This window comes from Enterococcus sp. HMSC072F02, assembly GCF_001837725.1.
Lineage (GTDB): Bacteria > Bacillota > Bacilli > Lactobacillales > Enterococcaceae > Enterococcus_B > Enterococcus_B lactis.
This window is the reverse complement of sequence record NZ_KV833932.1, coordinates 26,568-38,016: the sequence shown is the minus strand read 5'-3', so window position 1 is coordinate 38,016 and position 11,449 is coordinate 26,568. Positions and strand designations below refer to the sequence as shown.

Here is an 11,449-nt window from a genome sequence, read left to right as displayed (position 1 = left end):
TCACAAGGAACAATTTCAAAAAACAGCTTCTCGTGTTTGTTGGATATTGTGACTTGTGGCCGAGAAGTTGGCAGGAGAACACCGTTTATTCGCAATAAGGGCTGTGACAATATTTTTGTCACAGCCCTTATTGCGAATAAAAGTCATTCTGGATTCTTGTCAGCGCACAAAATGTACTCTGTTAACTCCTTTAACTTATTTACGCAAAGATCAGCACCAGCTTGTTGGAATCTAAGAGCAACAGACTGTTTTAAGCGATCTTTTTCCTCCATCTCTATTTGTTGGTATGCATCATATGAAAGTCCCATCAGCGAACTACCTTCAATCACACCAACTGTAAACACCCCAGCATTTTTTCCTTCTTGGATATCTGAGACCGTATCTCCAACTTTGATTACTTCATCAACCGACTTGTTTTTGAAATGTTGTATGTTTTTATGAATCATATAAGGAAATGGTCGTCCATATCCTTCGACGTCTTCAGAAGTTGCCATGAAGTCTGGTGAATACCCTTCTTTTTTTGCGGTTTCTGCTACGATTGCCATCATAGGAGCAGTAAATCCAGTCGTGGAACCAATATTGATCCCAGCGCTTCTCAACTGCTCGACCGTTTCCAATGTGTCGGGTTTCAAGGTAGAATGCTGGGCCAAATCTTTAAACAGATAATGTTCAAATTGCTGATACAATTCCTCTACCTCTTTTTCCTGAGGTAGTTGTCCATGAATCGCTATCCATTGTTCTTTGACAGAAGGGAGGGAAAGAAGCTGTTGGATATGATCCCATTTTAATTTTCCCATCGGTTCGCGGATCTTTTTGTCAGTCAGTTGGATCCCTTTTTCTAGAAAAGCATTTCTAAAAGCGTGGACAGGAGCCATACAGCCAAAGTCCACAGTTGTTCCTGCCCAATCAAAAATTACAGTTTTAATCATTAATGTTCTCCTTATAGTCTTTGATAATTGCTGTCAGTTCTAAAATGTCTTCTGGATAAATCTCGCCAATATTACCGATACGAAAACATTCATGATCGCTGATCTTCCCAGGATAGATCACAAATCCGTTTTGTTTTAAATGCTGATAGAAATGATTGAAATCAAATCGCCAGTCTTTAGGGTAAAGAAAAGAGGTAATGAATGGCCCCTGATACTCTTGGATGAAAGGCTGGAATCCCATCTCTGTCATTTTTTGTCGTAGCACATGATTATTGGCGAGATAACGTGAATATCGAGTTTCGATCCCTCCTTCTAGCTCTAGTTCCTTCAATGCCTGTTGAAAAGCCAAAACCGTATGAGTAGGGGAAGTGAAACGCCATTTGCCATTCTCGTTTTCCATCACGCGATACTGGTCATACAGATCAAGTGACAAACTTCGACTCACATTTTTTCGCTTTTCTAGTTCCACTTTATTAGCAAGTACAAAAGAAAAACCTGGAACACCTTGAATACATTTATTTGAGCTAGAAATCAAAAAATCGATCCCTAGTTCCGCTACATGAATCGGTATCCCACCAAAGCTAGACATCGCATCTACTATAAACAAAAGATCTCTTTCCTGTACGACAGCAGAAATTTCTTCCAAATCATTTAAAATACCGGAAGTAGTCTCGCTATGGACCATTGCAAGTGCGGAGATAGACGGATTCTCTTCAATCAACTGTGTAATCATATGTGCTTGGGGGATTTGGTGTTCAGGTACTTCATAAACTGCATAGTTTAGTTGCAGATATTTGCACATGGCAACCATTCGTTGACCGTATGCGCCATTTGAACAAATCAGCAAAGTATCTTCTGGTCTAATCACAGTACTTAAAACAGATTCTACCCCAAAGGAGCCGCTGCCTTGCATCAAGACCGTTGTGTATAGTTTTTCCGGTACTTGAACAAGCTCCAGCAATTTTTTTCTTATCCATTGTGTCATCTCTTTGTATTCTTGATCCCAGGTACAATGATCGGTCAGCATCGCTTTTTTCACTGTTTCAGAAGTCGTTAATGGTCCAGGCGTTAATAATTTATACATGCGATTTCCTTTCATTTCTTTTTTATTGACATACACAAAGAGCAAGACTCTGCTCTTGCTAACATCCAATATAAATGATGAGTATTGTGATTTAATCAAAGTTATGAAAATTTTAAATAAAAACTGATGTATTTTTGTAAAGAGTGTAAAGGTTTATTTAACAAGGAAAATATTGAAAATAAAAAAACACGCATTCCTTATTAGGAACACGTGCTCTGATTAAAAAAGTGATACTTCAGTCGGATGGTGAAGAAATTCTTCTACTCGTTTTGCATCCTCCTCATTTTCTGAGATAATCATGATCGTATCAAATCCAGCAATCGTACTGACGATAGGAGGAGGCTTGATCTCATCTAAAACAGATGCAAATAAATGAGCATTGTCTGGCAAGGTATTAACGATTGTCAAAAAGTGGACTCGTTCGACTTTCAACACAATGTCTTCAATCATTTGAATCAGCCGATCCTCTTCTTCAGTCTTAGTATCAGGAGTACCTTTTTCGCGAAACAACACAAAGCGGGAAATACCGTTTTCATCAGGTGCCTTCACGATTTTCAGATCACGTATATCTCGAGAAATCGTTGCTTGCGTTGCGGTAACGCCATAATGCCCAAGTTTGTTTAATAGTTCTTCTTGCGTACGGATCGGGAATTCTTCAATGACTTGTTTAATCAGCAAATGTCTTTGAGCTTTGCGCATTTTCTTTCTCCTTTACGAAAGATTTCACATGTATCATAACAAAAAAAAGAAGGATTGCCCAATAATATTCGTCTTTTATATCTAAAATTATTTTATGGAAAAAAGAGAATAAAGAAACAAAGAGAAATCTACTGTTTTTCTTGAATTCTTTTTGTCTTTCAGGTAAACTATTGAATGTTGAGCAGAAAAGTACATTTGCTCTTGCGATATGGATCTTTTGTCTGTATAATAGCTGAGGGTGCTTTATGCATCAGCAAATCCACATTCTTATTGGATTGTCGGTAGGTGCTTGAAAAAGTTTGCCGGCAAGGTAGAAGATAAGAAGAGGGAAAATAAAACCAAATCGGAGGAAACAAACATGGCAGTAATTTCTATGAAACAATTACTAGAAGCCGGCGTACACTTTGGTCACCAAACTCGTCGCTGGAACCCAAAAATGAAGAAATATATCTTCACAGAAAGAAACGGAATCTACATCATTGACTTACAAAAAACAGTTAAATTAGTAGATGCAGCTTATGATTACATGAAGAGCGTTGCTGAAGAAGGCGGCGTAGCATTATTCGTAGGTACAAAAAAACAAGCACAAGAAGCAATCAAAGAAGAAGCAACTCGTGCAGGACAATACTTCGTTAACCATCGTTGGTTAGGCGGAACATTGACAAACTGGGATACTATCCAAAAACGTATCAGCCGTTTGAAACAAATCAATGCAATGGAAGAAGATGGAACTTTTGAAGTTCTACCTAAAAAAGAAGTTGCTGGTTTGAACAAAGAACGCGAACGTCTTGAAAAATTCTTAGGCGGTATCGCTGATATGCCAAGAATCCCAGATGTAATGTACATCGTTGACCCACGTAAAGAACGTATTGCTGTTCAAGAAGCACACAAATTAAATATCCCAATCGTAGCTATGGTTGATACAAACTGCGATCCAGATGAAATCGACGTAGTAATCCCTTCAAACGACGATGCCATTCGTGCCGTTAAATTGATTACTTCAAAAATGGCTGATGCTTTCATCGAAGGAAACCAAGGTGAAGATCAAGTAGTTGAAGAAGATTTCACAGAAGAAAACACAGCAACATCAATCGAAGAAATCGTAGATGTTGTTGAAGGCGACAATTCTTCAGCAGAATAATTTTGAATGATGGAGCTGTTTCAAAGGCTGGGCGACAAGCCTCACTCTCCTTTGAAACAGCTTTTTTTAAAAAGAACACACACAGGAGGAGTTAAACATGGCAGACGTTACAGCTAAAATGGTAAAAGAACTACGCGAAATGACTGGCGTAGGAATGATGGATGCGAAAAAAGCATTAGTTGAAGTAGAAGGCGATATGGAAAAAGCAGTTGATCTTTTACGTGAAAAAGGAATGGCAAAGGCTGCAAAGAAAAATGACCGCATTGCCGCTGAAGGATTAGCTTCAGTTGCTGTGAAAGGTAACACTGCAGCAATCGTTGAAGTAAACTCAGAAACAGACTTTGTATCTAAAAATGAAATGTTCCAAGACTTAGTAAAAGAAATCGCAGAACTTGTTGCTGAAAACAAACCAGCAGACATGGAAGCTGCAATGAAAATCAAAACAGATAAAGGAACGATTGAATCTGATTTGATCGAAGCAACTCAAGTTATCGGAGAAAAAATCAGCTTCCGTCGCTTTGAAGTTGTAGAAAAAGACGACAATGCTGCATTTGGCGGATACTTGCATATGGGCGGACGTATTGCTGTATTGACTGTTCTAGACGGAACAACAGATGAAACAGTTGCAAGAGATGTAGCTATGCACGTAGCAGCTATCAATCCTCGCTATGTAAACGAATCACAAATTCCAGAAGCTGAATTAGAACATGAAAAAACTGTTCTTACAGAACAAGCATTGAATGAAGGCAAACCAGCGAATATCGTTGAAAAAATGGTAGAAGGACGCTTGAAGAAATTCAAAGCAGAAATCGCTTTGGTTGACCAACCATTCGTTAAAGATCCTGATATGACTGTTGAAAAATACGTTGCTTCAAAAGGCGCAACTGTTAAAACATTCGTACGTTTCGAAGTTGGCGAAGGTATCGAAAAACGCGAAGATAACTTTGTAGAAGAAGTTATGAGCCAAGTGAAAAAATAATTCTGTTGAATGACAGACGGGAACGCACGCTTTGTGCGCTCCCTTTTTTTAAGCAAAACAAGAAAAACCAGGCTTAGCGTGTCGAAATCATCTAAGTATGGTAAAATGGCAATAGAAAATATTGGAGGAATGAACATGGTCACACCGAAATATCAGCGTGTAGTCTTAAAATTGAGTGGAGAAGCTTTAGCTGGGGATGCAGGATTTGGAATCAAACCACCAGTAATCAAAGAAATCATCCAAGAAATCAAAGAAGTTCACGAACTGGGCGTTGAAATGGCAATCGTTGTGGGTGGCGGAAATATCTGGCGCGGACAAATCGGAGCACAAATGGGCATGGAACGCGCTCAAGCTGATTACATGGGTATGTTAGCTACAGTTATGAATGCCTTAGCTTTACAGGATACGTTGGAAAACGTGGGTGTACCGACACGCGTGCAAACTTCGATTGAAATGCGTCAAATCGCAGAGCCATACATTCGCCGTAAAGCAGAACGTCATTTAGAAAAAGGACGGATTGTTATTTTTGCGGGCGGTACCGGCAACCCGTACTTCTCGACAGATACAACGGCAGCATTACGCGCAGCAGAAATCGGCGCAGATGTTATCCTGATGGCTAAAAACAATGTAGACGGTGTTTATTCTGCTGATCCGAAAGTAGATGCAAATGCAGTGAAATTTGAAGAACTGACTCATCTGGAAGTGATTGCTAAAGGATTACAAGTCATGGATTCAACTGCAAGTTCACTAAGCATGGATAATGACATTCCATTGCTTGTCTTCAATTTAAATGAACACGGAAATATTCGCCGAGCAATCTTAGGTGAAAATATCGGAACGACTGTAAGGGGGAAATAAAAATGGCAGATGCAATTATGACAGAAGCAAAAGAAAAAATGAAAAAAGCAGCACAAAATCTTCAACGTGAACTTGGGCAAATCCGCGCAGGCCGCGCGAATGCTAGCCTTTTGGATCGAATCACTGTGAATTATTACGGTGCACCAACTCCATTGAACCAAATGGCGTCAATCCAAATCCCAGAAGCACGTGTTTTAATGATCACGCCTTTTGACAAGAGCATTCTTCAAGATGTTGAAAAAGCTATTATGGCAAGTGATATCGGAATCAGTCCTACCAATGATGGAAATGTTATTCGTTTGGTTATCCCACAACTGACAGAAGAACGCAGAAAAGAATTAGCTAAAGATGTGAAAAAAGAAGCAGAAAATGCAAAAATCGCGATTCGTAACATCCGTCGTGATGCAATCGATGAATATAAAAAACAACAAAAAAATGGTGACATTACCGAAGATGATTTGCGTGGACTAGAAAAAGACGTACAAACATTGACAGATAACAGCATTAAAGAAGTAGATAAGATCGCTGCTGATAAAGAAAAAGAATTATTGGAAGTTTAATAAAACCATAAAAACAGAGGGGCGGATCATTCCGCTTCCTCTGTTTTTATTTATGTTTCTTTTATTTAAAGATTAAAAAAAGAAAAAATTATTCAGTTTTTAAATAAAAAAACAATGATTTCATAGGAAAAACGTTTAGATATTGCTATAATACTTAAGATAGTGGGAATCTTTTAAGTATAGGAGGAAAAAGAATGTTACGTTTTTTTCCGCAAAAAAACAAATATATTCAAGAAAAAAGCGAATTTCAATTTAATGCCGATGGACCAATTCCTCAACACGTTGCCATCATCATGGACGGCAATGGTCGTTGGGCGCAAAACCGGCGTTTGCCAAGAGTCGCTGGTCATAAAGAAGGTATGGAAACAGTAAAGAAAGTCACAAAGAAAGCATCAAGGCTTGGAGTGAAAGTATTGACGCTTTATGCTTTTTCAACTGAAAACTGGAAGCGACCAAAAGATGAAGTAAGTTTTCTCATGCAACTACCTGTCGACTTTTTTGATACGTTCGTACCAGAATTGATCAAAGAAAACGTCAAAGTCCATGTCATGGGGTATGAGAACGTGTTACCAGAACAGACGCAAGACGCTGTAAAACGTGCAATTGAGCAAACAAAAGACAATACCGGAATGGTGTTAAACTTTGCTTTGAATTACGGAAGCAGAGCAGAAATCGTGACCGCAGTCCAAAACATTGCTGAAGAAGTAGCAAAGGGAGAAATACAGGCAGAAGAAATCGATGATGAAGTGATTGCCAACCATCTAATGACAGGTTTCTTGCCCAAAGAATTACAAGATCCTGAGTTGATGATCCGTACAAGCGGAGAAGAGCGGATCAGTAATTTTCTGTTATGGCAGATTGCATATAGTGAATTGTATTTTACAAAAGCACTTTGGCCTGATTTTGACGGTGCACATCTTGAAGAAGCAATTGCCTCTTATCAAAATCGAGATCGTCGATTCGGCGGTGTAAAAAAAACAGAAAATGAGAAAGGGGATCAGTCATGAAACAACGTGTAATCACAGCAGCCGTGGCGCTTGTCTTGTTTATTCCGATTATATGGATTGGGGGCATAGCGGTTGAGCTTACCGCAGCAGTCTTAGCTGTGGTAGGAGTTTATGAGCTTTTCCGGATGAAAGGATTGACTCTCCTAAGTTTTGAAGGAGTTTTATCCGCTATTGGTGCAGTGCTCCTTGTCTTGCCAAAAGAAAGATGGTTCTTCTTTCTTCCAGAGAACGTCAGTACATTTATGCTATTTTATCTTATCGTTATGATCCTTTTAGGGACGTCAGTTATATCTAAAAATACGTATACGATTGATGAAGCAGGTTTCCCAGTACTTGTCAGTTTGTATGTAGGAATAGGCTTCCAGAATTTCGTCAATGCACGAACAGAAAGTTTAGCTGTTTTGATTTTTGGTCTGTTTATCGTTTGGGCAACTGATATTGGTGCTTATATGGTTGGCCGTCGTTATGGACAACACAAGTTAAGTCCGGATATTTCACCGAACAAAACGATTGAAGGCGCGTTAGGCGGGATCGGAAGTGCTGTTGTAGTCGCATTTCTTTATCTATTGTTGTATCCAGCAAAAGAACTATTCAATCATGGTATGTTTGTCATGCTTCTGATGACGATTATTTTTTCGGCAGTCGGACAATTTGGCGATTTGGTCGAATCAGCAATCAAACGCCATTATGATGTGAAAGACTCAGGAAATATCTTACCGGGCCACGGGGGAATCTTAGACCGTTTCGATAGCTTGCTGTTTGTATTTCCTATCATGCATTTATTTGGCATTATTTAGTAAGTATACCTGCGTTTCTTTGTGATTTTCATAAAAGACGCAGGTTTTTGTTTCTCATTTTATTGATACTATTGGTGTCTTAGGTATACTATGGTAAAATTATAGTGTTTTAACGTTGTTTAAAAAAACACACAAAAAACAAGTAAAGGAGAAAAAAGCTATGAAAACGATACTAACATTTATCATTGTTTTTGGTATATTAGTGATTGTTCATGAGTTTGGTCATTTCTTCTTTGCGAAACGATCAGGAATCCTCGTTCGCGAATTTGCTATCGGTATGGGTCCGAAAATTTATGGGCATCAAGCAAAAGACGGGACAACATATACGCTTCGCCTATTACCTATTGGCGGTTATGTTCGAATGGCAGGCAATGGGGATGATGAAACAGAAATGGCACCAGGTATGCCTCTTTCTCTTTTACTAAATTCTGACGGCATCGTAGAGAAGATAAATTTAAGTAAGAAAATCCAATTGACAAATGCTATCCCAATGGAATTGAGCCGTTATGATTTAGAAGATGAGCTGACTATCACTGGTTATGTGAATGGAGATGAAACAGAAGTAGTGACCTATCCTGTCGATCACGATGCGACGATTATTGAAACCGACGGAACAGAAATCAGAATTGCACCAAAAGATGTACAGTTCCAATCGGCTAAACTGTGGCAGCGTATGCTGACCAATTTTGCCGGTCCAATGAATAACTTTATCTTGGCAATCGTGTTATTTATTATTCTTGCATTCATGCAAGGCGGTGTTCAAGTGACAAATACTAATCGTGTAGGAGAGATTATCCCTAATGGTGCTGCGGCAGAAGCAGGCTTAAAAGAAAATGATAAGGTAGTTAGCGTGGACGGTAAAGAAATCCACACTTGGAACGATTTGACAACAGTCATCACGAAAAATCCAGGTAAAACATTAGATTTTGAGATCGAACGAGAAGGTAAGATGCAATCTGTCGACGTGACACCGAAATCGGTAGAGTCAAATGGCGAAAAAGTTGGCCAACTTGGCATACAAGCCCCAATGAATACAGGTTTTATGGATAAGATCATCGGCGGAACACGTCAAGCTTTTAGCGGTTCATTGGAAATTTTCAAAGCCTTAGGATCACTGTTTACAGGTTTTAGTTTAGATAAATTAGGCGGACCTGTTATGATGTACCAATTATCTTCAGAAGCAGCAAACCAAGGTGTAACAACTGTTATTGGTTTGATGGCGCTTCTTTCAATGAACCTTGGAATCGTCAATCTGCTTCCGATCCCTGCCTTAGATGGTGGGAAATTAGTGTTGAATATTTTTGAAGGGATTCGTGGGAAACCATTAAGTCAAGAAAAAGAAGGAATATTGACATTAGCTGGCTTTGGATTTTTAATGTTGTTGATGGTGCTAGTTACATGGAACGATATTCAACGATTCTTTTTCTAGAAAAAGTTGACAAATAGGGTATAATAACAAACGATAACTATTTTGAGGAAATAAAGGAGTATATAGAATGAGACAATCAAAAATGTTGATTCCAACATTACGTGAAGTTCCAAATGATGCAGAAGTATTAAGTCATCAAATCTTGCTAAGAGCTGGATATATCCGTCAAGTATCAGCGGGTATCTATTCTTATCTGCCATTAGCAAATCGTGTATTAGAAAAGCTGAAACGTATCATGCGGGAAGAATTTGAAAAAATCGGTGCGGTAGAGATGCTGATGCCTGCTATCTTGCCAGCAGAACTTTGGGAAGAGTCAGGACGTTACGAAACATATGGTCCAAACTTGTATCGTTTCAAGGACCGTAATGATCGAAAAATGATTCTTGGACCAACTCACGAAGAGACTTTTACTGATTTGATGCGTAATGAAATTAATTCATATAAGAAATTACCTTTGAATCTTTATCAAATCCAACCTAAGTATCGTGACGAAAAACGTCCTCGCTTTGGTTTGCTTCGCGGACGTGAGTTTATCATGAAAGATGCATATTCTTTCCATGCAACGGAAGAAAGTTTAGACGAAACGTATAAAGATTATGAAAAAGCCTATACCGAAGTCTTTAAGCGTTGCGGTTTGGAATTTCGTTCGATCATCGGAGACGGTGGCGCAATGGGCGGGAAAGACTCAAAGGAATTCATGGCGATCTCAGAGATCGGGGAGGATACGATTTGTTATTCGACTGAAAGTGATTATGCTGCAAACTTGGAGATGGCTACAAGCTACTATGTGTCAAAAAAATCGCATGAAACACAGCTTGAATTAGAGAAAGTAGCTACACCTAACGTAAAATCAATTGACGAAGTAGCAGATTTCTTTTCTGTTGAACCTCAAAAAATCATCAAGTCTGTATTGTTCATTGCGGATGAACAACCTGTCCTTGTTTTGGTACGCGGAGACCATGAAGTCAATGACGTAAAACTGAAAAACTATCTATCTGCTGACTTTTTAGAAGAAGCGACGGAAGAAGAAGCACAAAAATATCTAGGTGCTGAGTTTGGTTCTGTCGGACCAATCGGTGTTTCAGAGGATGTAAAAGTATATGCAGACCGTTATGTCCAAGATTTAGCGAATGCCATTACTGGAGCGAACGAAACAGGCTTCCACTATAAAAATGTGAATCCAGAACGCGATTTCACTGTGCTTTCTTATGAAGATCTTCGTTTTGTACAAGAAGGAGATCCTTCACCAGACAACAACGGTGTTCTTGCCTTTACTCGAGGAATCGAAATCGGACATATCTTCAAAATTGGCACTCGTTACAGTGAATCTATGGGGGCAACCGTTCTAGACGAAAACGGACGGGAAAAATTTGTGATTATGGGCTGTTATGGTATCGGTGTGAGCCGTTTATTATCAGCAATCGTAGAACAACATTCAGATGAACAAGGAATCAATTGGCCAAAAGGAATTGCGCCATTTGATCTGCATATCGTCCAAATGAATCTAAAAGACGAATACCAAACAAACTTGACGAATGAACTAGAAGAAGCGATGACAAAAGCTGGCTATGAAGTACTGGTTGATGACAGAAATGAACGCGCAGGAGTGAAATTCGCGGATTCTGATTTGATTGGCTGTCCAATCAGAATTACTGTCGGTAAAAAAGCAGTAGAAGGAATCGTAGAAGTGAAAATCAAGAAAACTGGCGAAATGGTTGAAGTACGTAAAGAAGAATTGGCGAATACTTTACCAATCCTCTTGAACCAAGGGGAATAATAAGCGTTAAAACACAGAAAAGTAAAATAGCTGAATCAGCTGTTTTTGACAACCTGATGTTTCGCTTTTAAAATTGGAACTGTGATGTGAATCACAGTTCCAATTTTTTAATGTAAAACTCAGAAAAAACGAGTATACTAAAGGGTACTGAAAAAGAAGAGGATACGATGCAATCAATTGCATAGTTTC

The 11,449-nt window shown here is 39.0% G+C and carries 11 protein-coding genes; 8 read left to right on the top strand and 3 right to left on the bottom strand.

All coding sequences use genetic code 11. The annotated features are described in order from the left end of the window. Nucleotides 1–143: 143 nt before the first annotated feature. The 3 genes from phnX to HMPREF2731_RS04140 form a co-directional block, all read right to left on the bottom strand. Complete coding sequence (phnX, locus tag HMPREF2731_RS04150; RefSeq protein ID WP_070872379.1) at nt 144–929, bottom strand: phosphonoacetaldehyde hydrolase; 786 nt, start codon at nt 927–929, stop codon at nt 144–146. Continuing rightward, the gene (phnW, locus tag HMPREF2731_RS04145; protein WP_070872410.1) at nt 922–2,013 is read right to left on the bottom strand and encodes a 2-aminoethylphosphonate--pyruvate transaminase; all 1,092 of its coding nucleotides are present in this window, start codon (nt 2,011–2,013) and stop codon (nt 922–924) included. The genes phnX and phnW overlap by 8 nt, the downstream gene beginning before the upstream one ends. A 219-nt stretch (nt 2,014–2,232) precedes the next feature. After that, on the bottom strand, nt 2,233–2,712 hold the full coding sequence (locus tag HMPREF2731_RS04140; RefSeq protein WP_002316352.1) for an arginine repressor: 480 nt from the start codon (nt 2,710–2,712) through the stop codon (nt 2,233–2,235). Between the two features lie 358 nt (nt 2,713–3,070). Here HMPREF2731_RS04140 and rpsB point away from each other — a divergent pair, with 358 nt between their 5' ends. From rpsB to HMPREF2731_RS04100, 8 genes are all read left to right on the top strand, one after another. Next, nucleotides 3,071–3,853, top strand: coding sequence for a 30S ribosomal protein S2 (gene rpsB / locus HMPREF2731_RS04135; protein WP_002293880.1), 783 nt, complete (start codon nt 3,071–3,073; stop codon nt 3,851–3,853). Between the two features lie 97 nt (nt 3,854–3,950). Continuing rightward, complete coding sequence (gene tsf / locus HMPREF2731_RS04130; RefSeq protein ID WP_002293878.1) at nt 3,951–4,832, top strand: translation elongation factor Ts; 882 nt, start codon at nt 3,951–3,953, stop codon at nt 4,830–4,832. A 135-nt stretch (nt 4,833–4,967) separates the two neighbouring features. Further along, nucleotides 4,968–5,690 carry a UMP kinase gene (pyrH, locus tag HMPREF2731_RS04125; RefSeq protein ID WP_002293877.1) on the top strand — a complete coding sequence of 241 codons (723 nt, stop codon included), beginning with the start codon at nt 4,968–4,970 and terminating at the stop codon, nt 5,688–5,690. A 2-nt stretch (nt 5,691–5,692) separates the two neighbouring features. After that, nucleotides 5,693–6,250 (top strand): ribosome recycling factor, encoded by a 558-nt coding sequence (gene frr, locus HMPREF2731_RS04120; RefSeq protein ID WP_002293875.1) that lies wholly within the window; start codon nt 5,693–5,695, stop codon nt 6,248–6,250. A gap of 194 nt (nt 6,251–6,444) precedes the next feature. After that, nucleotides 6,445–7,257 (top strand): isoprenyl transferase, encoded by an 813-nt coding sequence (locus tag HMPREF2731_RS04115; protein ID WP_002308897.1) that lies wholly within the window; start codon nt 6,445–6,447, stop codon nt 7,255–7,257. Next, nucleotides 7,254–8,054, top strand: a complete 801-nt coding sequence (locus HMPREF2731_RS04110; protein WP_002308898.1) for a phosphatidate cytidylyltransferase — start codon at nt 7,254–7,256, stop codon at nt 8,052–8,054. The genes HMPREF2731_RS04115 and HMPREF2731_RS04110 overlap by 4 nt, the downstream gene beginning before the upstream one ends. Before the next feature lie 160 nt (nt 8,055–8,214). Beyond that, entirely contained in the window at nt 8,215–9,483 is a 1,269-nt protein-coding gene (gene rseP, locus HMPREF2731_RS04105; protein WP_002308899.1) for an RIP metalloprotease RseP, read from the top strand. A gap of 67 nt (nt 9,484–9,550) precedes the next feature. After that, nucleotides 9,551–11,260 (top strand): proline--tRNA ligase, encoded by a 1,710-nt coding sequence (locus HMPREF2731_RS04100; protein WP_002308900.1) that lies wholly within the window; start codon nt 9,551–9,553, stop codon nt 11,258–11,260. Nucleotides 11,261–11,449: the final 189 nt, after the last annotated feature.

Coding starts and splice junctions, on each gene's coding strand:
- phnX (WP_070872379.1), bottom strand. CDS start 929: ATGATTAAAACTGTAATTTTTGATTGGGCAGGAACAACTGTGGACTTT.
- HMPREF2731_RS04140 (WP_002316352.1), bottom strand. CDS start 2,712: ATGCGCAAAGCTCAAAGACATTTGCTGATTAAACAAGTCATTGAAGAA.
- frr (WP_002293875.1), top strand. CDS start 5,693: ATGGCAGATGCAATTATGACAGAAGCAAAAGAAAAAATGAAAAAAGCA.
- rpsB (WP_002293880.1), top strand. CDS start 3,071: ATGGCAGTAATTTCTATGAAACAATTACTAGAAGCCGGCGTACACTTT.
- pyrH (WP_002293877.1), top strand. CDS start 4,968: ATGGTCACACCGAAATATCAGCGTGTAGTCTTAAAATTGAGTGGAGAA.
- HMPREF2731_RS04110 (WP_002308898.1), top strand. CDS start 7,254: ATGAAACAACGTGTAATCACAGCAGCCGTGGCGCTTGTCTTGTTTATT.
- HMPREF2731_RS04100 (WP_002308900.1), top strand. CDS start 9,551: ATGAGACAATCAAAAATGTTGATTCCAACATTACGTGAAGTTCCAAAT.
- phnW (WP_070872410.1), bottom strand. CDS start 2,013: ATGTATAAATTATTAACGCCTGGACCATTAACGACTTCTGAAACAGTG.
- HMPREF2731_RS04115 (WP_002308897.1), top strand. CDS start 6,445: ATGTTACGTTTTTTTCCGCAAAAAAACAAATATATTCAAGAAAAAAGC.
- rseP (WP_002308899.1), top strand. CDS start 8,215: ATGAAAACGATACTAACATTTATCATTGTTTTTGGTATATTAGTGATT.
- tsf (WP_002293878.1), top strand. CDS start 3,951: ATGGCAGACGTTACAGCTAAAATGGTAAAAGAACTACGCGAAATGACT.